This is a genomic window from Amaricoccus macauensis (genome assembly GCF_014201905.1).
Taxonomy (GTDB): domain Bacteria; phylum Pseudomonadota; class Alphaproteobacteria; order Rhodobacterales; family Rhodobacteraceae; genus Amaricoccus; species Amaricoccus macauensis.
Genome location: NZ_JACHFM010000003.1, coordinates 446976 through 472703 on the forward strand (window position 1 = coordinate 446976; position 25728 = coordinate 472703).

Genomic DNA, 25728 nt, shown 5'->3' on the forward strand with positions numbered 1-25728 from the left:
ACGGGGAGGAGGCGCAGGTGATGCGAGGGCGTGCGCGCCCTCGCGGATCGGGGTGGCGGCGTGCGACGTCGCCCGGAGATGTCCTTCGGGCGACGCGGTCCACGTCAGAACTCCTCGACGTGAATGACGCCCGGCACTGATTTGAGCGCGCTCAGGATTTGCGGGCTCATGGGGTAGGGTTCCGGGAGGGTGATCTCCACCTCGCCGGGCAGGTCGGGGTGGATCAGCACGAGGTTGATCGGGCCCTTGCGCCGACTGGTCATCTGCTCCGTCACCATGGCGAGGCGCGCGGAGAGCGACGGGGCGGCGGCCGGATCGCCGACGAAGATGCGCAGGCCCGCGGCGGCGGCGGCGGCAACGGCGGCCTCGATCGGCTGCACGCCCCGGGCGAGGAGGCGCATCTCGTCGCCCTCCACGGTGGCCTCCACGGTCAGGACCACGTTCTGCCCCGGCTCCAGATGGTCACGCGATGCCTCGAAGACATCGGAGAAGACCAGTGTCTCATAGAGGCCGGTCGGGTCGGAGAGGCGCAGGAAGGCGAAGCGCGAGCCGCGCGAGGACTTGCGCAAGTCGACGGCGGCGATGGTGCCGGCGATGCGCGCCACGGTCTGCGAGACGCCGGCGCACTGGCGCACCAGCTCGGCGTGGGTGACCACCCGCTCGCGGCGGAGCGCGCCCTGGTAGTCGTCGAGTGGATGGCCCGAGAGATAGAAACCGATCGCCGCGTGTTCCTGCGACAACCGCTCCATGGGCGACCAGTCCTCGGGCTGGGGCAGGCGAGGCTCGGGCAAGGACGCGGTGGCATCACCGAAGAGCGAGACCTGTGCGGAGGCGCGTTCCTCGTGGGCGGAGGCGGAATAGGCGATGAGCAGTTCAAGGCTCTCCATCACCTTGCGGCGGTTCGAATCGAGCACGTCGAGCGCGCCGGCGCGGGCCAGCATCTCGAGCGCCCGGCGTCCGACCCGGCGCAGGTCGACACGGGCGGCGAAATCGAAGAGTCCGGCGAACCTGCCGCCGGCCTTGCGCGCCTCGGTGATGAGCCGCATCGCCTCGACGCCGACGTTCTTGAGCGCCCCGAGAGCGTAGACGATGCGCCCCTCCGAGACGGCGAAGGTGGCGTCCGAGCGATTGACGCAGGGCGGGACGGTCTCGATGCCGAGGCGGTCCACCTCCTGCTTGTAGCCGCCGAGCTTGTCGGTGAGATGGATGTCGCAGTTCATGACGGCGGCCATGAACTCGACCGGGTGGTTCGCCTTCAGCCACGCGGTCTGGTAGCTCACCACCGCATAGGCGGCGGCGTGGGACTTGTTGAAGCCGTAGTTCGCGAACTTGTCGAGCAGGTTCCACACCTCCTCGGCCTTGGCCTTCGGCACGCCGTTCTCGGCGGCGCCGTTCAGGAACAAGGGCTTCTGCGCGTCCATCTCGGCCTGGATCTTCTTGCCCATGGCGCGGCGCAGCAGGTCGGCGCCGCCGAGGGAATAGCCCGCCATCTTGCGGGCGATCTCCATCACCTGCTCCTGATAGACGATGATCCCCTGCGTCTCGTCGAGGATCTGGTCGATCGTCGGATGCAGGCCCTCGCGCGGCTCGCGGCCGTTCTTGACGTTGCAGAACTTCGGGATGTTCTCCATCGGGCCGGGGCGGTAGAGCGCCACGAGCGCGATGATGTCCTCGATGCAGTTCGGCTTCAGCTGGCGCAGCGCCGAACGCATGCCGGTCGATTCCACCTGGAAGACCGCCACCGTCTGGGCGCTGGCGTAGACCTCGTAGGTCCTTGCGTCGTCGAGGGGGATCGCGCCGATATCCACCGTGACGTTGCGGAGCTTCAGGAGGTCGATGGCGTTCTGGATGACGGTCAGCGTCTTCAGCCCGAGGAAGTCGAACTTCACCAGTCCGGCCTCTTCCACCCACTTCATGTTGTACTGGGTGGCGGGCATGTCCGAGCGTGGGTCGCGGTAGAGCGGCACCAGTTGCTCAAGCGGCCGGTCGCCGATGACGACACCTGCGGCGTGAGTCGAGGCATTCCGCAGAAGCCCTTCGACAGACTTGGCAATTTCCAGAAGGCGCGCGACCTGCGGCTCCCTTGACGCTTCCTCGCGCAGGCGCGGCTCGTCGGCGAGCGCCTTCTCGACGGAGACCGGCTTCACGCCCTCCATCGGGATCAGCTTCGAGAGCCGATCCACCTGGCCATAGGGCATCTGCAGCACCCGGCCCACGTCGCGCACCGCGGCCTTGGAGAGCAGCGCACCGAAGGTGATGATCTGCGCAACCCGGTCGCGGCCGTACTTCTCCTGCACGTAGGCGATGACCTCCTCGCGGCGGTCCATGCAGAAGTCGATGTCGAAGTCCGGCATCGAGATGCGCTCAGGATTCAGGAACCGCTCGAAGAGCAGCTGATAGCGCAGCGGGTCGAGGTCGGTGATCGTGAGCGCATAGGCCACGAGCGAGCCCGCGCCCGAGCCGCGGCCGGGGCCGACCGGGATGTCGTGCTCCTTCGCCCACTTGATGAAGTCCGCCACGATCAGGAAGTAGCCGGGGAAGCCCATGTTTTCGATGACGCCAAGCTCGAACTCGAGCCGGTCGCGATAGGCTTCAAGGCTCGCCGAGTGCGGGATGACCTCGAGGCGGGCGTCGAGGCCCTCGCGCGCCTGCCGCCGCAGTTCCTCCACCTCGTCTTCGGCGAAACGGGGCAGGATCGGATTGCGCTTCTTCGGGCGATAGGCGCAGCGGCGGGCGATCTCGACGGTGTTCGCCACCGCCTCGGGCAGGTCGGCGAAAAGCTCGACCATTTCCGCCTCGGTCTTGAAACAGTGCTCGGGCGTGAGGCGGCGGCGCGGCTCCTGCTGGTCGACGTAGGTGCCGTCGGCGATGCAGAGCAGCGCGTCGTGCGCCTCGTGCATGGTCCGGCTGGCGAAATGGACGTCGTTCGTCGCCACCAGCGGCAGGTCGAGGTCATAGGCAAGCGTGACGAGACCGGGTTCGGTCGCCTCTTCCGCTGGTGTCCGCGGCGCGCCGTTCTCCGGGTGGCGCTGTATCTCGACGTAGAGCCGGCCGGGAAAGACCTCCGCGAGGCGCTGGGCGAGCGCGCGGGCGCGTTCCGGGTGGCCGTCGCGCAACTGCGCCCCGAGCGGGCCATCGGCGCCACCGGTCAGGCAGAGGAGGCCGTCGGCGTGGGTGGCGAGGGTCTCGAGAGTGACGTGGGGAAGCTCGGCGCCGCAGTCGAGATAGGCGGCGGAGGAGAGCTTGAGGAGATTGCCGAACCCGGTCTCGTCCTGCGCGAGCAGCACCACCGCGGCGGGCGCGGGCGCCCGGTCGCCCGGGTGCGCGGGCCGCGCGTAGGCCAGCGTGAGCTGGCATCCCATGATCGGCTGCACCGGCTTTTCGGCCTTCGCGCAGGCGTCGGAAAACTCCAGAGCGTTGAAAAGGTTGTTCGTATCGGTCAGCGCGACCGCCGGCATTCCCACCTTGCCGCAGAGCTTCGGCAGCGCCTTGGCGGCGATGGCGCCCTCAAGCAGCGAGTATGCGGAATGCACGCGGAGGTGGATGAATCGGGGCTCGGCCATGGCCGCGACCCTAGCAGTCGCGCGAGGGTCTGCAAGACGGGGTGCGCCGGGAGCGGGCGCGGATTGCCTGGCGACGGCCGCGAGGCGATCCGCGCCCGCTCCCGGCGCGTCTCAGCCGTTTCCGCGCACCATCCGGACGACCGCGGACAGGGCAAAAAACGCGAGCGCTACCTGAAAGACGATGCGCGCGAGCTCCACGGCCGCGCCTTCGCTGCCACCGAACCCGAGGATTGCTGCCCCGAGTGCGACGATAAGGGAGCCCAGGCCCCATTCGAGCATAAGGATTCTCCGATCAAGCTAGGACTTTGGTCGTAGACACACCAAAACGCACTAATCGCACGAATGTTCCAGTGGTCAGATCAACGGACGAGGTTCTCCATCGGTCCGTTCGTAGGCAGCGAGCGCCTCGAGTTCCGGCCGGTTCTCCAGGTAGATCGTGCCTTCCTGCCAGCGCATCAAGCCCTGATCACGCAGTTTGCGCAGGGTGCGGCTGAGATGCACGGAGGTGATGCCAAGGGCGTCGGCGAAATGCCCCTGCGCGAAGGGTGTCCGCAGCAGATCCCTGGTGGCGTAACCCACCGCCTTCGCCCGGTCGTATAGGTGCAGCGCCAGATAGACCGTGCGCTCGATGGCGCTGCGCTGCCCGACGCTCAGCAGAAGTCCGTCGAGCAACTGTTCCTCCCGCGCCGCGACCCAGGTCATGGCGTGGGCGAGGGCCGGATGGTCGTGATAGACCGACCAGAAGCTGTCACGCTGGAAGACGCAGAGCCGGACCTGTGTCAGGGCCGTCACCGTGTGCTGCATGTCGTTCAGGATTGCGAGTTGCAGGCCGACCAGATCGCCGGGCAGCGCAAAGTTCAGAACCTGCCGCCGGCCGTCCGCGATGCCCTTGTGGCGATAGGCCCAGCCCTCCAGCACCGTGTAGACGTGCGGGCTGGCGCTGTTCTCGAGCAGGATCGTCGCGCCGGGTTCGACCACCAGCTCGCCGCGCTTGAACTGGTGCATGAACTCGATCTCGGAGGGGCTGAGGGCGCGAAATGCCGGCAGTCGCCGCAGGGGGCATTCCTCACATCGCACCGGCTCTTGCGGCGACATCGCATCTCTCCATCCTGGGGTCCGCCGAGAGAAATGCAGCGCCTTCACCGGGCGTTCCATGGGCTGCCTGCGGAATGTGCAACGTGGCTGCCAACCGCCGATGGGAGGCGTCCGGCGGACCCGCGTCCCGGCAGCGGGTGCCGGACAAGACTGCGGACGGACGTTTGCTACGCCCGTCCGCATCGCCCTCGCGGGTGTGGTCCGACCGGGTGTGCCGGTTTCGGACGCCGGTTCGGCTCAGTGCGCGTCCTGGTCCGCCGGCCGGGTCTTGCCGAGCTTCTTGGCGCGCCAGAGGTTCAGGAACTCGACGATGCCGGAGAAGAGCATCGCGGTGTAGATGAACGCCCGCTCGATGTGGAAGTGCAGGCCATCCGCGACCAGCGCCATGCCGACCATCACCAGGAAGGCGAGGGCAAGCATCTTGGTCGACGGGTGCTGATGCACGAACTCGGCGATCGGGCCGGCGGCCAGCATCATCACGACGATGGCGACCATGACGGCGGCGACCATGACGGGCACGTGGTCGGCGATGCCCACGGCGGTGATGACGCTGTCGAGCGAGAAGATCACGTCGAGCATCATGATCTGAATGATGATGGCGCGGAAGGTGACGTTGCGGATCGAGTGCTCCGCCGCCTCGTGCCCCTCGACTTCGTGGAAGATTTCCGTCGTCGCCTTCCAGAGCAGGAACAGGCCGCCGCCGAACAGGATCACGTCACGCCAGCTGAGTTCGAAGCCGGAGATCGTCATGAACGGCTCGGTGAGCCCGACGATCCAGCCAATCGACATGAGGAGCAGGATTCGCAGGATGAGCGCGCCCGAGAGGCCGATGATGCGCGCCTGGCGCCGTTGCTCGGGTGGCAGCTTCGATGCGGCGATCGAGATGAAGATGATGTTGTCGACACCGAGAACGATCTCGAGGACCGTCAGGGTGGCGAAGCTAATCCAGACGGCCGGATCAGACAGAAGTTCGAGCATCGGGGTCCCTCGTTGTGTTCAGGGGCACATGGGATGCGACAGTTTGTCGCGCAACCACCGCAGGGTCAGTTTGTGGCATCTGCGAAAAGCCGGGCATCCCGGTCGGTGCCGCCGGCGAGGTCGGTTTCCACGATCTCGGCCGCCAGCCGTGAGAACGTGATGCCGTTGCCCCCATAGCCCATGACCGCGTGCATCCGCGGCTTGCGGGGCAGGCGCCGGATAATCGGCATTCCCGTCGTCGTCGAGCCAAACGCGCCGGCCCAGGCGAATTCAGGTGTGGCGTCGATGCCGGGCAGAAGCTTCGCAAGCTTTGCCGCGACGCGGGCGGTCTTCTCGGGGATCAGCGCGTCCCGGGCGTCCTCGTCGGTGAATTCCTCGTCCTCCCCGCCGCAGATCACCCGTCCGTCGTGCGTGGCACGGAGATAGAGATACGGGTCGGAGGCCTCCCACATGAAGGCGGCGTGCGGCCAGATCGCCCGTGGTTGCGGCCGGGTGGCGATTGCCCAGGTGGAGATGATCCGGTGCCGCTTTGCCGGAACCGGGTCAGTGAGTTCGTAGCCCGTGGCCAGCACCACGTGTGCCGCCCGGATCACCGGCCCACCGGCGGTCACCACCTCGACACCATCGGCCGAGTGGCTGAAGTCCGTGGCCTTGACCGGTGCATAAAGCCGCGCGCCGCGCGCTCGAGCGGCGAGGAGCAGGCCTGCGGTCAGCTTGCGCGGGTCGAGCGAGAGATTGCCGGCGCTCTCGAGGGCTGCGTCGCGACGCAGGCCGTAGGTCTCCCGGAGGTCCGATCCATCGAGAAGCCGCGCGCTCAGCCCGGCCGCCCGCCGCGCCGCGCCTTCCTCGGCGAGACCATCGGCGTCGAGCACGTCGCCCGCGAGATAGAGCGAGCGGCGCGGAGCGAGGCGGCAGTCTATGCCGACGACCTCGATGCGCGCCATCAGGTTCGCGACCGCGAGCCGTGACCGGCGCCAGGCCCGCTCTGCCGCGTCCTTGCCGATCATCGCGGCGAGCTTCACCAGCGGCGTGTCGAGCTCGAACTGCACCAGCGCCGTGGTCGCGGCAGTGGAGCCGAGCATCGGGCCACGCCGGTCGATCGCCATCACCGCGTGCCCCGCCTCGGTCAGGGCGTCGGCGATCATCGCGCCGGAGATGCCCATGCCGACAACCAGCACGTCGGTCCGGACGTCGCGGGTGAGCGCCGCGGTGGGCACCCGCGGCGCACGGTACGCACTCCAGACCGGCCGCCCGGTCCGCAGATCGAGCTGTCTGCCCATTCGCTGCCAGCCAGTCATGAACTCGTCCCGCTACCCTACGCCGGGGAGCGGGGGCGGGTTCCATCAGTCGGCGCCGATCTCCACCAGCAGATCCTTCGCGTCGACCTGCGACCCCGGCGCGACATGGAGGGCGGTCACCGTGCCCGCCTTGTCGGCGTAGAGCCCGGTCTCCATCTTCATCGCCTCGATCGTCAGCATCAGGTCGCCCGGTTTCACCTTCTGCCCGTCCTTGACCGCGACCGACGCGATGACGCCCGGCATTGGCGCCGCCACGTGGCCGGGGTTGCCGGCCTCGGCTTTCGGGCGCTTGGGCGCGGAGGCCTGCGCCTTGCGGTTCGGCACGCGCACGGTGCGCGGCTGGCCGTTCAGCTCGAAGAAAACCCGCACGTCGCCCTGATCGTTGGTCTCGCCCACGGCCTGCAGCCGCACCTCGATGGTCTTGCCGGGGTCGATCTCGACGGAGGACTCCTGACCGGGCTCCATCCCGTAGAAATAGACCGGCGTCGGCAGAGTGCGCACCGGCCCGTATTCACGATGCCGGTTAAAGTAGTCCGAGAACACCTTGGGATACATGAGATATCCGTTGAAGTCCTCGTCGTCGATCGTCTCGCCCTCGCGCGCGAGCTTCTGGGCGTCGGCGCGAAGCTTGTCGAGATCGGCCGGCGGCATGACCGCGCCCGGCCGCTCGGTCGTCGCCGGTTCGCCCTTCAGGATCTTCGCCTGCAGCGCCTTCGGCCAGCCACCCGGCGGCTGCCCGAGGTTGCCCCGCATCATATCGACGACGCTCTCGGGGAAGGCCACGTCGATCGCCGGATCCTCGACCTGCTCGCGGGTGAGATTCTGCGCCACCATCATCAGCGCCATGTCGCCCACGACCTTCGAGCTCGGCGTCACCTTCACGATGTCACCGAACATGCGGTTCACCTCGGCGTACATGTGCGCCACCTCGTGCCAGCGCTCTTCGAGCCCCATGGAACGGGCCTGTGCCTTGAGGTTGGTGAACTGCCCGCCCGGCATCTCGTGGAGGTAGACCTCCGACGCCGGTGCCTTCAGTCCGGCCTCGAAGGCCGTGTACTGCGTCCGGACCGCCTCCCAGTAGTCCGAGAGCTGGCGGATCGCCTCGATGTCGAGCCCGGTGTCGCGCTCGGTGCGAGCCACCGCCTCGACGATCGAGCCGAGGCAGGGCTGCGAGGTGTTGCCCGAGAAGCTGTCCATCGCCGCATCGACCGCATCGACGCCCGCCGCGCTCGCCGCGAGAATGCTCGCCGCCGCCACGCCGCTGGTGTCATGGGTGTGGAAGTGGACGGGCAGGCCCACCTCCTCCTTCAGGGTCCTGATGAGCGTGTAGGCGGCGGGGGCCTTCAGAAGGCCCGCCATGTCCTTCACGCCCAGAATATGCGCGCCCGCGGCTTTCAGCTCCTGCGCCATGGCGACGTAGTACTTCAGATCGTACTTCGAGCGATCGGGGTCGTTCAGATCGCCGGTATAGCAGATCGCCGCCTCGCAGACCTTGCCGGACTCGATCACCGCGTCCATGGCGACGCGCATGTTCTCGACCCAGTTCAGCGAGTCGAAGACCCGGAACACGTCGACGCCCGACTTCGCCGCCTGCGCCACGAAGGTCTGCACCACGTTGTCGGGATAGTTGGTGTAGCCGACGCCGTTCGAGGCGCGCAGCAGCATCTGGGTCATGAGATTCGGCATCGCCGCGCGCAGGTCGCGCAGCCGCTGCCACGGGCACTCCTGCAGGAAGCGGTAGGCCACATCGAAGGTCGCGCCGCCCCAGCATTCGACGCTGAAGAGCTGCGGCAGCATCTGCGCGTAGGCTGGTGCCACGCGGATCATGTCGTGGGAGCGCATCCGCGTCGCGAGCAGGCTCTGGTGCCCGTCGCGCATGGTCGTGTCGGTGATGAGGAGCTGCTTCTGCGCCAGCATCCAGTCCGCAACCGCCTGCGCGCCCTTTTCCTCGAGGAGCTGCCGGGTGCCGGGCGCGGGCTCGCCGTGGCTGACGACCGGCGGTTTCGGCGCGCGCGCCTCGGCCGGCGGCTTCGGGCGGCCGGCGGTCTCGGGGTGGCCGTTCACCGTGATGTCGGCGATGTAGGTCAGGATCTTCGTCGCCCGGTCCCGCCGCTGGCTGAAGTGGAAGAGCTCGGGCGTCGTGTCGATGAACTTCGTGGTGTACGAGTAGTTCAGGAACGTCGGGTGCTTCAGAAGGTTCTCGACGAAGGCGATGTTGGTGGAGACGCCCCGGATGCGGAACTCGCGCAGCGCCCGGTCGAGGCGGGCGATCGCCATCTCCGGCGTCGGCGCCCAGGCCGTCACCTTTTCCAGCAGCGAGTCGTAGTACCGCGTGATGACCGCGCCGGAATAGGCCGTGCCCCCGTCCAGCCGGATCCCCATGCCGGTCGCGCCGCGATAGGCGGTGATCCGTCCGTAATCGGGGATGAAGTTGTTCTGCGGATCCTCCGTGGTGATCCGGCACTGGATGGCGTGGCCGTTGAGGGTGATGTCGGACTGCTTGGCCTTGCCGGTCGCCTCGGCCAGCGTCGCGCCCTCGGCGACGAGGATCTGTGCCCGCACGATGTCGATGCCGGTCACTTCCTCGGTGACGGTGTGCTCCACCTGCACCCGGGGGTTCACCTCGATGAAGTAGAACTCGCCCGAGTCGCGATCCATCAGGAACTCGACGGTGCCCGCGCACTCGTAGTTCGCGGCCTCGGCGATCTTCAGGCCGAGCGCGCAGACGTAGTCCCGCTGTTCCTGCGTCAGGTACGGGGCAGGGGCGCGCTCCACCACCTTCTGGTTTCGCCGCTGCACCGAGCAGTCGCGCTCCCAGAGGTGATAGAGATGTCCGTACTTGTCGCCGAGGATCTGCACCTCGACGTGCCGGGCGTTGAGGATCATCTTCTCGAGGTAGCCCTCGCCGTTTCCGAAGGCGGACTCGGCCTCGCGACGGCCCTCCTGCACCTTCTCCACGAGCTCCTCCGGCTGCATGACCGGGCGCATGCCGCGGCCACCGCCGCCCCAGCTCGCCTTCAGCATGAAGGGATAGCCGACTTCGTCGGCCATCCGGCGTACCTCGTCCATGTCGTCGGGCAGCACTTCGGTCGCCGGGATCACCGGGACGCCGGCCGCGATCGCCACCTTGCGCGCGCTCGCCTTGTCGCCGAGCATCCGCATGGACTGAGCCTTCGGGCCGATGAAGGTGATGCCGGCCTCCACGCAGGCATCGACGAAGTCCGGGTTCTCCGAAAGCAGCCCGTAGCCCGGATGAATGGCGTCGGCGCCACACATCTTCGCAACGCGGATGATCTCCGGGATCGAGAGATACGCCGCCACCGGCCCGAGTCCCTCGCCGATGCGATAGGCCTCGTCCGCCTTGAAGCGGTGCAGGCTGAGCTTATCCTCTTCGGCGAAAACCGCGACGGTCCGCTTGCCCATCTCGTTTGCCGCGCGCATCACCCGGATGGCGATCTCGCCGCGGTTGGCGACCAGGATCTTGTTGAAGCTTGTCATGTGGCCAGTCGCTCGCTCGAAAAGAAGGACCGCAAAGTGTTAGGACGGACCTTGCTGCAACGCAACGCTGTCGCCGGTGCCGGAGACTCGACGAAAGGCGGGCTCGATCGCACATGAAGGCTATGCATCGCTCTCTCCCCCTTGCGATCCTGCTCTTCATGGCGATGGCGTTGCCGTCGCAGGCGGCGGACACGATGACCTGCCGGCCGAACGCGCTTGGCACCATCAGTTGCCCGGACAATGGCGCGCGGCCGAAGCCACGGCCGATCTACCGCGCTCCGGTGCAGGCCCTCGACCGCGTGGAGCAGAAGGCAGCGACGAAGAACCGGCCCGACACCTTCGTCCCGTCCCGCGAGACCCGCCGGCTCGGCGGCACGCTCATGCTCGAACGGGGGCTGTCCGGCCCCTGCCGCAAGGACACGCTCGGTAACCTGAACTGCCGGTAGCGGCGCGCGCCGTCCTCAGGAGACGAGGCCGATCGACCAGAAGATGAGGGCCGAGAGCAGCGCGGTCAGCGGTACCGTCACCACCCACGCTGCACCGATCCCGAGCACGTGCACCCGGCGGACGAGCTTGCGCCGCTTGCGCTCCTCGGGCGCCACCGGCTTGCCCTTCTTCAGGTTCAGGACGCGCGCGCGGCGCTCCTCCTCCCACTCCCGGAAGAAGCCGACCCCGAAGACGCCCCCGAGCGCGATGTGGGTCGAGGAGACCGGCAGCCCGAGGGCGGAGGCCGCGATGACCGTCACGGCTGCCGACAGCGCCACGCAATAGGCGCGCATCTGGTTCAGCTTGGTGATTTCCTGCCCGACCAGACGGATCAGCCGCGGCCCGAAGAGCAGCAACCCGAAGGAGATGCCGAGCGCGCCGATGGCCATGACCCAGGTCGGGATCGCGACCGCTTCGCTCGCATCGGCGGAGTGCACCGCATGAACGATCGCGGCGAGCGGCCCGACGGCGTTCGCCACGTCGTTCGCCCCGTGCGCGAAGGACAGGAGCGCGGCCGAGGCGATGAGCGGCAGGCTGAAGAGCTTCTTCAGGTCGCGTTTGCGGTTTGCCATCGCCTCGGATTGCCGGCGAATGATCGGCCGGAAGATGGCCCATGCGATCAGGCCGACAGCGAGACCGAGCAGCAGCGATTGCGTCATGGAGATATCGGCCACCTGCCTCAGGCCCTTCAGGGCGAGGTAGGCGGCAAAGGTGCCTGCCATGAGGCCGATGAGCGCGGGCACCCAGCGGCGGGCCGCGTCGAGCCGGTCGGAGGCGTCCTTGATGTAGCGGTTGATGAATGCGAGCAGGATGGCGGCGATCAGGCCGCCCATTACCGGCGAGATGACCCACGAGGCGGCGATCTGGCCGAGCGTGCCCCACTGGACGGCGGCAAACCCCGCCGCGGCGACGCCCGCGCCCATCACGCCTCCGACGATGGCATGGGTGGTCGAGACCGGCGCCCCGAGCCAGGTCGCAAGATTGAGCCAGACCGACGAGGCGATCAGCGCCGCCATCATGGCGCGGATGAAGATCGTGGGATCGGCGACCGCGGAGGGCGCGACGATCCCGCTGGAAATCGTCGAGACCACGTCGCCGCCGGCAATCATCGAGCCTGCGGTCTCGAAGATCGCGGCGATGACCAGCGCGCCCGACATGGTGAGCGCGTTCGCACCGACCGCCGGGCCCATGTTGTTCGCCACATCGTTCGCGCCGATGTTGAGCGCCATATACGCGCCGAAGGCGGCGGCGATGACGATGGTGATCGTCCCGGGACCGGCCCCGACGACGCCGGCCGCGGCGAGACCGCAGACCAGAATGAAGATCACGGCAAGGCCAACCGCCACGGTTGGCCTTGCGATCATCGCGCTGGCGTCCTCGAGGAGGGCAATGCGCCCGAGATCCTTGTCGAGGGTCTTCCACCGGTTGATTTTCGTTGGCGAGAGCTCGTCCATGAAGACCCGTGTCCCCCATTGTCGGCCCGGGCTTACCCAACGGCTGACGTTCGGCAAGCCCCAACCCGACGTTTGTGACACTTTTGCGTAGTTCGGGACACACTGCCCGCTCCGGGTCGATCGACCTCAAAGCCCGCTCCGCCGCCTGACCGGGTCATGCGGCGGCGGTCGTGACCACTGGGGTCTCGTCGGGGCTGTCCGCTCAGTCGACCAATGCGCGATGCCGGACCGTCTTCGGGCCGACACCGCGGGGGTCCGCTTCAGGCGACTGCCCGAACGCCGGTCCGACCAAGCTCCCTGTCGAAGAAATCACGGAGTTCGTTCAGAAATCTCTGCCGGCTGAAGCGTTCTGCGTGCGCGCGGATGCGCCGCGGATCAAGGCGCGGCTCGATGAGTTCGAAGCGCTGCACCGCGTCCGCGAGTGACGCGACCGTCTGCTCCACAAAGTGAACGCCGGTCACCCCGGGAACCACGGTTTCCAGCGCCCCGCCCCGGCCGCAGGCGATGACCGGGCGCCCCGACGCCATGGCTTCGAGTGGCACGATGCCGAAATCCTCGACCCCGGGGAAGACGAGGGCGCGGCAGCGTGCGAGCCAGCCCGCCATCTCGGCGTCGTCGACCGGCCCGGTGAACCGGATGCCAGGCCCCGCGAGCGCGCGCAGCCGGTTGCTCACCCCGTCACCGACCACCACCAGCGGCCGTTCCATGCGGGTGAAGGCTTCGACCGCCAGTTCGATCTTCTTGTAGGGGGTGATCTGACCGGCGCAGAGATAGGCATCGCCCGGGCTGCGGATCGCGAAGCGCGAGAGATCGACCGGCGGATGGATCACCGTCGACTCGCGCCGGTAATACTTCTCGATCCGCCGGGCGACGAAGGCCGAGTTGGCGATGAAGCGGTCCACGCGTGCCGCCGTCGTCACGTCCCACTGCCGGAGCCGCGGCCCGGCGAGGCGGAGGGCGGCACCGGCGAGCCGGCCCGCCTCGCGTTGATACTCCGGTGCCAGATCCCAGATGTAGCGCATCGGCGAATGGCAGTAGCAGACGTGCAAGGCGTCCGGCCGCGGGATGATCCCCTTCGCGGGCCCGGCCTCGCTCGACACCACGAGGTCGTAGGCCGAGAGATCGAACATTTCGAGCGCCAGCGGCATCAGCGGCAGGAGCTTCTTGTAGTGCCGGCGCCCGCCGATCTTCTGCAGGAACGACGTCTCGATCCGGTGCCGGGAGATCGTCTCCGAGATCGCGTCACGGTCGACGACGAGGGTGAAGATGTCCGCGTCGGGGAAGAGCTCGCAGAGGGCCTCGAGCACCTTCTCGCCACCCCGCATCCCGACGAGCCAGTAGTGGACCAGCGCAACCCGCATCGCACCCACCTCAGAAGGCGCCGCGCCGCTCGAACGGCACCGCGAGGGTCCGCACGAGGATCGCGAGATCACGCCGCAGGCTCGGCATGCGCGCATAGCCCACATCGAGCTGCACCCGGCGTGCATAGCTCGTGTCGCTGCGCCCCCCCACCTGCCACGGGCCGGTCAGGCCCGGTCGTACCGCGAGGTACCAGTTGACCTGCGCGCCATAGTGGTCGAGCTCCTCGCCCACCACCGGCCGCGGGCCCACGAGGCTCATGTCGCCCGCGACCACGTTCCAGAGCTGCGGCAGTTCGTCGAGGCTCGTCCGCCGCAGGAACCGGCCGATCCGCCCGAGGATCCGCGGGTCGTTGCGAAGCTTGCGGACCTCGGCCCATTCCCGCGCCGCGGCGGGCGAGCTTGCGAGCAGGACCGCGAGACGGGCATCGGCGTCGGGGGCCATGGTCCGCAGCTTCCAGCAGCGGAAGCGGCGTCCGTCGCGGCCGACGCGCTCATGGCCGTAGAACGGGCTTACCCGGTACCGGAGCCAGATCGCTGCCACGAGAACCGGAACGAGGGGGAAAAGCACGACGAGGGCACCGATGCTGACCGTCACGTCGATCACACGCTTGAGCGGCTGTCGGACCTTGCGGATCAGCTGGCCGCCGGCAGGTTGAAGGCCGCCCGCCGGCTCCGCGTCGTCAGTAAGCGCAAACATGTCAACTCTCCTCGAAACTGACGAAACAGCGCGGCAATCTTCTGCCCGGATAGTCTGCGCTATTTGAAGCAACGAGGAGGTTAAATCTTGATGAATGTCCTCTAAAGGTTAATATTATTAATAGGTTAACAGGCGGATACCTCCCGGGTCACCGCGAGATTTCATGCTTCACGAACCAGGTCTCGTTCAGCGCGTCAAACGTGCCATCGGCCTTCAGCGCGGCGATCGCGGCGTTGACCGGCGCGACCAGCTCGGAGCCCTTGGGGAAGATGAAGCCGAAGTCCTCGGTGCCGAGGGGTGTCCCGATGATCTTCAGTCGGTCCGGACGGGCCCGAACGTAGCCGTGGCCGGCCGTGGAATCGGTCAGCACCATGTCGACCGCGCCGGACTCGAGCGAGGTCAGGCTGTCGGCGAAGGTTTCATAGAGCTTGATCCGCGGGTTCGTTTCGTCCCCGTCGAGCATGTCGTAGACGGCCACATAGAACGGCGTCGTGCCGGGCTGGCTGCCGATGAGGGCCGTGCGGGTGCGGACGAAGCTCATGGCGTCGGTGAAGCGGGTCTCGTCGGCGCGGACCAGCATCACCATCTCGGACCGCATGTAGGGGTCGGAGAAGTCCACCTTGTCGCGCCGGTCGTCACGAATGGTGATGCCGTCCATGCCCATGTCGAACCGGCCGGCGGAGACGGCGGGGATCATGGTTTCCCAGTTCGCCGTCCGGTAGCTCACCTTGATGTTGAGACGCTTCGCGATGGCCGCGACTGCGTCGTACTCCCAGCCGACCGCGTTGCCGGACTTGTCGATGAACTGGAGTGGAGGGTAGGCGTTCTCGCTTGCCACCACGACCTCCCGGCCGCCGAGATCGGGCAGATCCGCGGCGCTGGCGGGGATCGAGCCGGCGGAAAGCGTCAGGAGAAGGGCGGCGAGAAATGTACGCATGCAATGGGCCTCGACGTCGGGTTTTCAACTGGCGGCTGAGTGCCAGCGCCACCATGGTTCAACGGCGGAGGGGCGGCAAGGTCAGGGTGTCTCGATCTCCCAACACTCATCGTAGAATGAGCAATAGGTGCCTGTTGCACCGAAGCGGCGGTACTGGGAGAGTTCCTTTTCGGACAATTCCGCCGGCTGGCCTGGCGCAGGCTCGCTTCGGTAAAGAACAAGCTGGTCCCCCGCGCGGATCACCCATTCGCCCGTTTGCATATGGCAATGGGTATCGAATGCGTCGGGCGATCGGCCAAGGGTGGCGTTGATCGCGTCGCAAGTCTCCATGCCGGAGAGCGGCATCGGTGTGCCGTCGATCGTGAAGGCGAGCGATCGGATGATCGCCGGACCAAGCCCGACGTTGGCGAGCGCCACCTCGACGGTCCCGAGGCGGGAGTCCGCGATGACCGTCCATTCGAGCCGCGGCTGGACGCTCAGCCGGGCGTGGCGCCGGGTGACGCTCGACTGATAGGCGGCGACGGAGATCGCGCAGAGCGACACGAGAATCGGCAGCCAGATGCGAAGCACCTCGCCGACGAACCTCCAGCCGGGTCGATCGCGGCCTGGCACCGCTACACCCTTCCCCTGTCGGCGCGAGAGAGCGCACGGCGGCCCGAAGGCCGCGCGGGCCGGCTCAGGCGCGCTCGACGTATTCCATGGTCTCGGTCGAGACCACGACGGCTTCGCCCTCGCCCACGAACGGCGGGATCATGATGCGCACGCCATTGTCGAGGATCGCCGGCTTGAAGCTGTTCGCCGCCGTCTGACCCTTCACCGCCGGCTCGGTCTCGACGATGGTGCAGGTCACCTTGTCGGGAAGCTGCGCGTTCAGCGCCTCGTCCTCGTAGTACTCGACGACGATCGTCATGCCGTCCTGCAGGAACGCGCGGCGGTCGCCGAAGATGTCGGCGGCGATCGTCACCTGCTCGAACGTCTCGGCGTCCATGAAGTGCAGGAGACCGTCGGACTCGTAGAGGAACTGCTGGTCCTTCTGGTCCAGCCGCACGCGCTCGACCTTGTCCGCCGACCGGAAGCGCTCGTTGAGCTTGCGGTTGTCCCGGATGTTCTTGAGCTCGACCTGGGCGAAGGCGCCGCCCTTGCCGGGCTTCACGTGGGCGACCTTGACCGCGACCCAGAGGCCACCGTCGTGCTCGAGGATGTTGCCGGGACGGATTTCGTTGCCGTTGATCTTGGCCATCGGGAGGGGTTTCCGTGTGTGCAGGATTGCCGGTGCTATAGGGGTGCGAAGCGACGCTGGCAAGCGTGGCGCCGCGCGGCCTCCGGTAACCGGATCGGAAGTCAGGAAGCGGAGGCGCGCGGCGCGGGCGTCGAGAGTTCCGGCGGATCGGCGGCCGGAGCGCCCATGGCGTAGCCCTGGGCGTGGGTGAAGCCGGCGCGGCGCACGAGAGCCAGGTGCTCGTCGCGCTCGACGCCTTCGGCCGTGACCGCGATGCCCTGGGCGCGGGCAAGCGAGATGATCGCGCGGATAAGCTCGGCAGTCGCGGGGTTCGCCAGATCCTGCACGAACGTCTTGTCGAGCTTGATCCGGTGGTGCGGCAGGCGCGCGAGGTAGGCGAGTGCGCTGTAGCCCGTGCCAAAATCGTCAAGCGCGATGCGGATGCCGCGGGTGATGAGCGCGTGAAGCTGCGCCGTGGTTTCGGGGTTGTCGCGCATGAGCACGGTCTCGGTGATCTCGAGCTCGAGCCGCTCGGCCGGGAAGCCGGTGTCGGCGAGGGCGCTGTCCACCTCGGCGAGAAAACCGCTCTGCTGAAACTGGAGTGGCGAGATGTTGACCGAGAGCGTGGTTGAGGCGGGCCACTCGGACGCGCGGCGCAGCGCGGTCCGCAGCGCCCAGCGACCGAGCGGCAGGATGAGGCCGGTCGCCTCCGCCATGGGGATGAATGACAGGGGCTGCAGTTCGCCCCGGGTGGGGTGGCGCCAGCGGATCAGCGCCTCGGCGCCACTGACGACACCCTCGGCGAGGTCGACGTAGGGCTGGTAGACCAGGTAGAGTTCGCCCCGTTGCGCGGCGTGAGCGAGATCAAGTTCGAGCCGGCTCTTGTCGAGTGACAGGGCGGCTTCGGTGGGTTCGTGCACGGCGCAGCGGTCGAGGCCGCCGGCCTTGGCGCGGCGCAGCGCGCTCTCGGCCTGGCCGAGCAGGGCCGCGGCACCGCGGGGGCCGTTCGTGCTGGTGACCATGCCGATGCAGGCCTGAATCGCGAGCGTGCGTCCCCGCAGCACCAGTGGTTCGGAAACGGCCGCGAGGAGGGAATTCGCGAGCGGTTCGAGTTCGGCCGCAACACGCCGGGCGATGACTGCGAAGCGATCGCCCTCCAGGCGAACGAGTTTGTCCGCCGGGCCGATCACCCGCTGGAGCCGGGCGCCGGTGACGGCGAGGACAGCGTCGCCAGCGGTGGAGCCGAGCGCGTTGTTGACCGACCGGAAGCGGTCGATGTCGAGGATCATCACCGTGGGGGCGGGGCCGGTGGCCGACGCGCGAAGCGCGGCATCGACCAGCCGATGCGTCTGGACGCGGGAGCGCACCGGACCGCGGGTCTCGTCTGGGTGCCAGGGTTCGGGCTCGGGCTCGGATTCGGGCACCAGGGCGCCGGCGAGAGTGGCCGCGTCCATGAGGCGGCGGCCGAGCTGCGGCCCGAGGCGGCGGCGGCGAACGTCGGCGACCAGCAGGAAACCCGCCGTCTCCCTCGGCGAGCGCAGTATCGGCGTGACCGCGGCGAATCCACAGGAGAGGCCGAAGGCCGACGGGTCGACCTGGGCCGGAGATGACGACGGCGACGGCATTGGCGGGGCGTTGGGCGGATCGGTGACGAAGAGCGCCCGCAGGGCGGGAGTCGTGGCGAGAAGATCCGTCCCGGTGCACCCCGTGAGGTATATGCCGGCCGCGCCGAGGCCCGCATGCGAAAGAAAGCGGAAAGGCGCATCCGCAAACGGAATAGGATCGTGAATTGTCATCGCGGCCTGGGGCTTCCGGATGGCTGTGCTTGCTATCCGACTACAACCTATGGGAGCAGCGGACAAGCGCAACTTGCAGTGCCGTCAACGCCAAGTTGAAGGTTGTTGGCGGGCCTTCAGCCGCAGGCCGTCTCAGGTGGCGAGGCTGCCCCAGAGATCGTAGGCGTCACTCTCCTCGACGGTGACCGAAACGATGTCGCCGGGACGGAGGCGCTCGAATCCCTCGTCAATGTAGAGATGGCCGTCGATTTCCGGCGCGTCGCCCTTCGTCCGGCAGGTCGCGGCCTCGCTGTCGACCTCGTCGACGATGACGTCGATGCGGGAACCGACGCGCGCGGCGAGCTTCTCCTCGCTGATCGCCGCGGCGGTTTCCATGAAGCGCTGCCAGCGCTCTTCCTTCACCGCCTCGGGAACCTGATCGGGCAGGTCGTTCGCCCGGGCGCCGGGGACATTCTCGAAACGGAAGCAGCCGACCCGGTCGAGTCGTGCCTCGCCGAGCCAGTCGAGCAGGTGCTCAAACTCGGCATCGGTCTCGCCGGGATAGCCGACGATGAAGGTCGAGCGCAGGGTGAGATCAGGACAGTCGGCGCGCCAGCGGGCGATCTCGTCGAGGGTCTTCGCGCTTGCCGCCGGGCGGGCCATGCGGCGCAGGACGTCCGGGTGCGAGTGCTGGAACGGGATGTCGAGGTACGGGAGCACCAGCCCTTCGACCATCAGCGGGATGAGATCGCGGACGTGCGGATACGGGTAGACATAGTGCAGCCGCACCCAGGCCCCGAACTGGCCGAGCTCGCGGGAGAGATCGGTCAGGTGCGTCCGAACCTCGCGGTCTTGCCACGGATGGCTGTCGTGGCGCCGGTCGACGCCGTAGGCCGAGGTGTCCTGACTGATGACGAGAAGCTCACGCACACCGGCGGCGACGAGCTTCTCCGCCTCGCGCAGCACCGCATGGACCGGGCGCGAGACGAGCCGGCCGCGCATGTCGGGGATGATGCAGAACTTGCACTTGTGGTTACAGCCCTCGGAGATCTTGAGGTAGCTGTAGTGGCGGGGCGTGAGGTGGACAGCGCCCGCCGGCAGCAGATCGACGAACGGATCCGGCGAAGGCGGGACGGCTGCGTGGACCGCGTCGAGTACCGCCTCGTACTGGTGCGGGCCGGTGACGGCGAGGACGGTCGGGTGTGCGCCGCGGATCAGTGCTTCCTCCGCGCCGAGGCAGCCGGTGACGATGACGCGCCCGTTGCCGGCAAGCGCCTCGCCGATCGCCTCGAGGCTTTCGACGCGCGCCGAGTCGAGAAAGCCGCAGGTGTTGACGATGACCGCGTCTGCGCCGGCGTAGTCGGGCGAGATCGCGTAGCCCTCGGCGCGCAGGCGCGTGAGGATGCGCTCGCTGTCCACCAGTGCCTTGGGGCAGCCGAGGCTCACCATGCCAACGCGCGGCTGGCCGGGGCGGGCGGTCGCGTCGATCCGGGGTGCTGGAGCGCGGTCGGGGCGCAGGTCTGGCGGGTTGAGGCTCATGGCGGGCCGTCCTACACGCGGCGGCCGTTTCGGGCAAGCGGCAGCGTTGCCCCGGCGAGTGCAATCCGCCTCGCGATCGGGCGCCCATCGTGCGGGACGTGAGGGACGGCAGCGCCGGAACCGCTGCCCTCGACGAGCGAGATCCCGTGACTCCCGAGAGCGCTCGATCTCCGGCTCTCTTCGCCGCCAGCAGCAGGTCCGGCGACGGAGCCCGTGGCTGGAGGCCCGTCGGGGGGACGGACCTCAGTGCGGAAGCGTTACGAGCAGCACTTCGACTCGATGTAGGCGATGACCGCCTTGCGATCGTCCTCTTTCTTCAGGCCCGGGAACGCCATCTTGTTCCCCGGGATGTCGGACTTCGGATCGGCGAGGTAGGCGTCGAGCGTCTCGGCGTTCCACACGAGGCCACCTTCACCAGCCTTGGTCATGGCGGGCGAATACTTGAAGCCCTCTTCGCCGCCGGCGGTCCGGCCGAAGATTTCGTTCAGCGACGGGCCGACGCGATCCTTGGCACCTTCGCCGACGGCATGGCAGGCGGCGCACTTCTTGAAGACTTTCTCGCCGGCGGCGACGAGATCATCCTGAGCCATTGCCGGCATGGTGCTAAGGCCGGCGAAGGCGATGGCGAGCAGGGTCCGGTTTAGCATTTTCGGGCCTTCCTTGGCTGGCGTTCCCTCCGTCCGGCGGGTGCCGGACTTATCGGCGAACCATAGTGTTTCTGGTTGGTTCACCACAACCGCGTCATGATGGGCATTTGGTCGCATGTCCAGCCCCCGCGCGCCCTTTAAGTGTGAAGTACCGCACTTAGTGTCGTGGAGGTTGGAAACAGGTCCTGGAGCTCGCCGGCGGATCACAAACCGTCGATCCAGGGTGGCGATGCCTTTCGTCCGTCGAGGATCACCCTAGGTGGCCACCAGTCACTGATTGAGGGGGTATCGTGATGTCACGAGCAACAATCATCATCGGCGCAGCCGCCACCGCGGCAATGCTTGCGGGGGCGGGCGCGGCGAGCGCCCAAGGGTACTATCTGAAGGGCTTCGGCGGCTGGACCATCCCGCAGAACAACGATTTCACGCTGGATGACCGCAACCTTGGAACGGGAAGCAGCAGTGGCCTCGACTACGACAGCGGCTACATCCTCGGCGCGGCCGCCGGGTACGAGGTCAACCCGCATGTCGCGCTGGAGCTCGAGTATGCTTATCGGAACTCGGACGCGACGCTGAAGGGCACGGGTGGGGCGGACGGCACGCTGAAATCGAACGCGTTCATGGCCAACGCCATCTACACTTTCAACGGCATCGGACCGAACGGGGCGTTCCGGCCCTACGTCGGCGCGGGCCTCGGTGCGGCTGACCAGAAGTACAATCCCGGAGATTTCGGCAGCCTCGATGGCGACTACAACTTCGCCTATCAGGTCATCACTGGCGTGGCCTACGACGTGGCTCCGAACTGGACGTTGAACGGCGAGGTCCGGTATTTCGGCGTCACCGACCAGACGCTGGAAAACAGCGACTACGGCGTCAAGAACTCCTATGGTACCTTCGACGCCATCGTTGGCGCGACCTACCACTTCTGAGCCGGGAACGGGTGCCGGCGCCGCACTCCGGTGTCGCCGGCACCTCGCCTGCGTGGCGCGAAGGACGCAGGTCGCCGCAAACTTCCCCGCTGGGCGCGCGTGTCGCATCGGCATGCGACCGGACGGACGTAGGATGGCCGGGTCAATGACACCCGGGAGGTCCGTCATGTCGTCCACGATCCGCACAACCGCCGGCCTCGCCGTCGCCATTCTCCTCGCCGGGACCGGCTGGGCCGCGGCTCAGGGGCTCGGAACGAGCCGCGCCTACGTCAAGGTATTCGGCGGCGTCACCCTCCCGAAGGATGACAATTTCACCCTCGCGATCGAGGACGAGGATCCGGCCGCGAGCGGGCTCGACTACGATGCTGGCTACGTCATGGGCATCGCGGGCGGCTACAGCATCACTCCGAACGTGGCGTTGGAACTCGAGTACAGTTACCGTGCCAGCGACGTCGAGCTCGACAGCGACGGGGGCCTTTCCGGTCAGATGAAGTCGAACGCCTATATGGCCAACGCGATCTACAGCTTCGATGCTGTCGATCAGGCCGGAGCGGTGAGGCCCTTCCTCGGAATCGGGCTCGGCGCCGCCGATCTCACCTACGAGCCCGACGGGATTCCCCGGCTCGGCGGTGATTACAGGTTCGCCTACCAGGCGATCGCCGGCATCGGCTACCAGATGAACGAGAGCTGGACGATCTCGGGCGAGGTCCGTTACCTCGGCGTGAGCGAGAACGAGGTATCGAACTCATTGGCGAACTTCGACACCACCTACCAGAGCTTCGACGCGTTGGTCGGCGCCACCTATCGCTTCTGAGCCCGCCGCCGGCTCTTGAGGGCGGCGCAGGCATCGCTAATGATCGGGGCCGCCGAAGAGGAGGCGCGCCCCATGACAGCCGAACACGATCAGATCCCCGAGGCCGCGCTCGCCTGGGCCGAGGCGGGCAAGGGCGTGGCCCTTGCCACGGTTGTCGAGACCTGGGGCTCCGCGCCGCGCCCGCGCGGCTCGCAGCTCGCGATCTCGAGCGAGGCGGAGATGGCGGGCTCGGTTTCGGGCGGCTGCGTCGAGGGGGCAGTGGTCGCCGAGGCGCTCGACGCGCTCGCCGACGGCAAGCCGAGGATGCTCGACTACGGGGTGAGCGATGACGCGGCTTTCGCCGTGGGGCTCGCCTGTGGCGGGCGGATCCGGGTGATGGTGGAGCCGGTCGGTGTCGGGCAGGGACCAGACCGCGCGCTTCTCTCCGAGCTCGTCGCCACCCGCGCCGCACGGCAGCCGGTGGTCTATGCGGTGCGTCCGGGCGATTGGGCGCGGCGGCTCGTGTCCGGCCCCGATGATCCGCTCTGGCCTGAGGCCGAGGCGGCGCTCTTTGCCGATCGCGCGGATTTCGCCGGCGACTGGTTCCTCGGCACCCACAACCCGCCGCTAAGGATGGCGGTCGTCGGCGCGGTCCACATCGCGCAGGCGCTGGTGCCCATGGCCGAGGTCGCCGGCTACGACGTGACGGTGATCGATCCGCGCGACGCCTTCGCCAGCGAGGCGCGCTTTCCCGGGACGCCGCTGAGCCACGAGTGGCCGGACGAGGCCCTCGCGGAGGTCGGCCTCGACTCGCGCGTGGCCGTCGTGACGCTCACCCATGATCCGAAGCTCGACGATCCGGCGATCGAGGCCGCGCTTGCCGCGCCGGTCTTCTACCTCGGGTGCCTCGGCTCCTCGCGCACCCATGCGAAGCGGGTGGAGCGGCTGCGGGCGAAGGGATTCGCCGACGCTCAGATCGCCCGAATCCACGCGCCGATCGGCGCCGACATCGGGGCGAAGTCTCCGGCGGAAATCGCCATCTCGATCCTCGCCCAGGTGACCGAGCGATTGCGGCGCCCCGAGACGCGGCGGCGCTGAGCCATGTGGTTCGGGTCGGTTCCCGTCGCCGAGGCCGAGGGCGCCGTGCTGGCGCATTCGATCGCCGCCGGTGGGCTGCGGCTGAAGAAGGGCCGCACGCTCGGCCCGGCGGATCTCGCGGCGCTGACGGCAGCCGGGGTCGATGCGGTGACGGTCGCGCGCCTCGATCCGGGTGACGTAGGCGAGGACGCCGCCGCGGAGGCGATCGCCACGGCGCTGGTGCCCGAGCGGGGCGGCCTCTCGGTCTCGGCGCCCTACACCGGGCGGGTCAATCTCTTTGCCACCGTGCCGGGCGTGCTGCGGGTCGATGATACGGCCGTCAACGGGCTGAACAGCCTCGATCCGGCGATCACCCTCGCAACCCTGCCGGCCTTCGCGCGCGTTGCGGCGCGGCAGATGGTCGCGACGGTGAAGATCATCCCCTATGCCGTCGCGGGCGAGTCGGTGCGGCTGGCGGTGCGCCGGCTGGTCCAGTCCGCGGGCGTCCTGCGGCTGCATCCGTTCCGGGAGCAGCGGGTCTCGCTCATCCTGACCCGGACGCCGGGCATGAAGGCGAGCCTGCTCACCAAGGGTGCCGAAACGGTCGGCGCCCGTCTCGCGGCGCTCGGGCAGGCATCCGAGCCTCCGGTCATCGTGGCGCACGAGACTGGCGCGGTCGCTGAAGCCGTGGCTGCGGCGACGGGCGATCTCGTGCTCGTCCTCGGCGCCTCGGCGACGTCGGACGCTGCGGACGTCTGCCCGGCCGGGGTGGTGGCAGCGGGCGGTGAACTCCTGCGGTTCGGGTTGCCGGTCGATCCGGGAAACCTGCTCTTTCTCGCGCGCCATCGCGGGCGGCCGGTGGTCGGCATGCCGGGCTGCGCCCGGTCGCCGGCCCTGAACGGCGCGGACTGGGTGCTCGAGCGTCTGGCGGCCGGGATCGAGATGACGGCGGCGGGTCTCTCCGGGATGGGCGTGGGCGGGCTCCTGAAGGAAATCCCGGCCCGGCCGCAGCCGCGTGCCGGTCGCGCGGCGCCTGTGGGGCGGGCGCGCGTCGCGGCGCTGGTGCTCGCAGCCGGGGCGTCCCGGCGGATGCGCGGCGCCGACAAGCTGCTGGAGGGCGTGGCGGGCGAGCCGGTGCTGGCGCGGGTCGCGCGCGCCGCCAACGCAAGCCAGGCGGACGAGACGGTCGTGGTGTTGCAACCCGGCGCCGACGCGCGTCGTGCGACCCTCGCGGGGCTCGGGGCGACGATCGTCGAGGCGCCGGACTGGGCCGAGGGGATGGCCGCCTCGCTCCGGGCCGGGCTCGCTGCGGTGCAGGCGCGCGCCGACGCCGTCGTCGTGCTGCTCGCGGACATGCCGGAAGTGGACGCGCGCGCCATCGATCGCCTGATCGCGGCGTTCGACCCGGAGGAGGGGCGCGAGATCTGCCGCGCGGTGAGCGCCGACGGGACCCCGGGCCACCCGGTGCTCTTCGGAAGGCGCTTCTTCGAGACCCTTGCCGGGCTGACCGGCGACCGGGGCGCGCGCGAGGTGATCCGCGATGCGGGCGAGTTCGTCACGGAAGTCGCGACCGAAGGTCGGGGGGCGATCGTCGATCTGGACACACCCGAGGACTGGGCGGCGTGGCGGGCGGCGCGGGCCTGATGCCACGCCGCCCGCCACGCCGGACGTTCAGCGCTTCCGGTAGGCCGTGGCCGCGAGCTCGATGTTGAAGAGGCTCCGGTCCGGCACCACGCCGGGCGTGAGGCTCGTGATGTCCACCCGGGTGCGGGCGCCGGTCTGGGTGGTGATCTCCCAGCTCGTGAGCGCGATCGGCTCGTTCGAGAAGCTCATCACCATGCTGCCGGCCTTGGGGTTCTCCGGGTCGACGACGGTGATGTGGGTGGCCGTGTCGTCGCGGGTCGCGCCCTGCACCAGACCGGGCTCGGTCAGGCTGATCCGGTCACGCAGCAGCAGGCCGAGCGGCGTGGAGTTCAGCGGATAGCGCGTCGGATTGCGGTTCGACTTCGGATCGAAGACCCCGACCCAGGAGCCGTCGGCGATCACCATGGCACCCTTGGGCGTGTCGTACTCGAAGCGGATGCGGCCGGGCTTCGCGAGATAGAATGTGCCCGTCTGGACCGAGCCGTTCGGGTTCGTCTGGCGAAAGCCACCCTGCGCCGAGCGAAGCCCGGTCAGGTAGGTGTTGATTGCGGTCGCGTCCACTTGCTTCGGGGCCACTTGCTTGGGGGCCGCCTGCTGCGCACGCGCCACGGGGGGCAGTGCGAGCGCGAGGGAGGGCAGGGCGACGGCGAGGAGGCTGCGGCGGGTGATCATGCCCGCCATATAGCCCGGCCTCTCCGGCGTTGCACGTCCCGCCTCGCTCACATCGCCGGTACCGGT

General features: G+C 68.3%; 21 protein-coding genes. 5 read left to right on the forward strand and 16 right to left on the reverse strand.

The features are described from left to right. Positions 1 to 104 precede the first annotated feature (104 nt). The 6 genes from dnaE to HNP73_RS16005 form a co-directional block, all read right to left on the reverse strand. The gene (gene dnaE / locus HNP73_RS15980) at positions 105 to 3563 is read right to left on the reverse strand and encodes a DNA polymerase III subunit alpha (RefSeq protein WP_184151839.1); all 3459 of its coding nucleotides are present in this window, start codon (positions 3561 to 3563) and stop codon (positions 105 to 107) included. Positions 3564 to 3674: 111 nt separating this feature from the next. Further along, positions 3675 to 3842 (reverse strand): DUF1328 family protein, encoded by a 168-nt coding sequence (locus tag HNP73_RS15985; protein ID WP_184151842.1) that lies wholly within the window; start codon positions 3840 to 3842, stop codon positions 3675 to 3677. Positions 3843 to 3917: 75 nt separating this feature from the next. Then, positions 3918 to 4568 (reverse strand): Crp/Fnr family transcriptional regulator, encoded by a 651-nt coding sequence (locus HNP73_RS15990; protein ID WP_221288708.1) that lies wholly within the window; start codon positions 4566 to 4568, stop codon positions 3918 to 3920. Between the two features lie 327 nt (positions 4569 to 4895). Further along, on the reverse strand, positions 4896 to 5636 hold the full coding sequence (locus HNP73_RS15995) for a TerC family protein (protein WP_184151847.1): 741 nt from the start codon (positions 5634 to 5636) through the stop codon (positions 4896 to 4898). Positions 5637 to 5701: 65 nt separating this feature from the next. Then, positions 5702 to 6934, reverse strand: coding sequence for an NAD(P)/FAD-dependent oxidoreductase (locus HNP73_RS16000; RefSeq protein WP_221288710.1), 1233 nt, complete (start codon positions 6932 to 6934; stop codon positions 5702 to 5704). A gap of 45 nt (positions 6935 to 6979) precedes the next feature. Further along, positions 6980 to 10432, reverse strand: coding sequence for a pyruvate carboxylase (locus HNP73_RS16005; RefSeq protein ID WP_184151850.1), 3453 nt, complete (start codon positions 10430 to 10432; stop codon positions 6980 to 6982). Between the two features lie 122 nt (positions 10433 to 10554). On the opposite strand from HNP73_RS16005, the gene HNP73_RS16010 reads away from it, so the two are divergent. Then, positions 10555 to 10878, forward strand: coding sequence for a hypothetical protein (locus HNP73_RS16010; protein WP_184151853.1), 324 nt, complete (start codon positions 10555 to 10557; stop codon positions 10876 to 10878). A 15-nt stretch (positions 10879 to 10893) separates the two neighbouring features. Here the strand turns inward: HNP73_RS16010 and HNP73_RS16015 are convergent, their stop codons facing one another. The 9 genes from HNP73_RS16015 to HNP73_RS16055 form a co-directional block, all read right to left on the reverse strand. Continuing rightward, the gene (locus HNP73_RS16015) at positions 10894 to 12372 is read right to left on the reverse strand and encodes an inorganic phosphate transporter (RefSeq protein WP_184151856.1); all 1479 of its coding nucleotides are present in this window, start codon (positions 12370 to 12372) and stop codon (positions 10894 to 10896) included. 260 nt (positions 12373 to 12632) lie between these two features. After that, complete coding sequence (locus tag HNP73_RS16020) at positions 12633 to 13733, reverse strand: glycosyltransferase (protein WP_184151859.1); 1101 nt, start codon at positions 13731 to 13733, stop codon at positions 12633 to 12635. A gap of 10 nt (positions 13734 to 13743) precedes the next feature. Continuing rightward, a complete protein-coding gene (locus HNP73_RS16025; RefSeq protein WP_184151862.1) occupies positions 13744 to 14430 on the reverse strand; it encodes a sugar transferase in 687 nt (228 codons plus the stop codon). A 148-nt stretch (positions 14431 to 14578) separates the two neighbouring features. After that, on the reverse strand, positions 14579 to 15367 hold the full coding sequence (locus HNP73_RS16030) for a transporter substrate-binding domain-containing protein (RefSeq protein WP_184151865.1): 789 nt from the start codon (positions 15365 to 15367) through the stop codon (positions 14579 to 14581). An 81-nt stretch (positions 15368 to 15448) separates the two neighbouring features. Next, positions 15449 to 15979 (reverse strand): hypothetical protein, encoded by a 531-nt coding sequence (locus tag HNP73_RS16035; RefSeq protein WP_184151868.1) that lies wholly within the window; start codon positions 15977 to 15979, stop codon positions 15449 to 15451. Between the two features lie 64 nt (positions 15980 to 16043). Then, entirely contained in the window at positions 16044 to 16607 is a 564-nt protein-coding gene (gene efp, locus HNP73_RS16040) for an elongation factor P (RefSeq protein WP_184151871.1), read from the reverse strand. A gap of 101 nt (positions 16608 to 16708) precedes the next feature. After that, positions 16709 to 18382, reverse strand: coding sequence for a putative bifunctional diguanylate cyclase/phosphodiesterase (locus HNP73_RS16045; protein WP_184151873.1), 1674 nt, complete (start codon positions 18380 to 18382; stop codon positions 16709 to 16711). Positions 18383 to 18514: 132 nt separating this feature from the next. Beyond that, complete coding sequence (rimO, locus tag HNP73_RS16050; RefSeq protein ID WP_184151876.1) at positions 18515 to 19900, reverse strand: 30S ribosomal protein S12 methylthiotransferase RimO; 1386 nt, start codon at positions 19898 to 19900, stop codon at positions 18515 to 18517. 257 nt (positions 19901 to 20157) lie between these two features. Further along, positions 20158 to 20547 carry a c-type cytochrome gene (locus HNP73_RS16055; RefSeq protein ID WP_184151880.1) on the reverse strand — a complete coding sequence of 130 codons (390 nt, stop codon included), beginning with the start codon at positions 20545 to 20547 and terminating at the stop codon, positions 20158 to 20160. A gap of 293 nt (positions 20548 to 20840) precedes the next feature. Here HNP73_RS16055 and HNP73_RS16060 point away from each other — a divergent pair, with 293 nt between their 5' ends. The 4 genes from HNP73_RS16060 (at position 20841) to HNP73_RS23965 (ending at position 24990) form a co-directional block, all read left to right on the forward strand. After that, positions 20841 to 21476, forward strand: a complete 636-nt coding sequence (locus tag HNP73_RS16060) for an outer membrane protein (protein WP_184151882.1) — start codon at positions 20841 to 20843, stop codon at positions 21474 to 21476. Between the two features lie 166 nt (positions 21477 to 21642). Continuing rightward, complete coding sequence (locus tag HNP73_RS16065) at positions 21643 to 22290, forward strand: outer membrane protein (RefSeq protein WP_184151885.1); 648 nt, start codon at positions 21643 to 21645, stop codon at positions 22288 to 22290. Positions 22291 to 22362: 72 nt separating this feature from the next. Then, on the forward strand, positions 22363 to 23367 hold the full coding sequence (locus tag HNP73_RS16070) for an XdhC family protein (RefSeq protein ID WP_184151888.1): 1005 nt from the start codon (positions 22363 to 22365) through the stop codon (positions 23365 to 23367). A 3-nt stretch (positions 23368 to 23370) separates the two neighbouring features. After that, the gene (locus tag HNP73_RS23965; RefSeq protein ID WP_184151891.1) at positions 23371 to 24990 is read left to right on the forward strand and encodes an NTP transferase domain-containing protein; all 1620 of its coding nucleotides are present in this window, start codon (positions 23371 to 23373) and stop codon (positions 24988 to 24990) included. Between the two features lie 27 nt (positions 24991 to 25017). Here the strand turns inward: HNP73_RS23965 and HNP73_RS16080 are convergent, their stop codons facing one another. Continuing rightward, positions 25018 to 25671, reverse strand: coding sequence for a LolA family protein (locus HNP73_RS16080; protein WP_184151894.1), 654 nt, complete (start codon positions 25669 to 25671; stop codon positions 25018 to 25020). Positions 25672 to 25728: the final 57 nt, after the last annotated feature.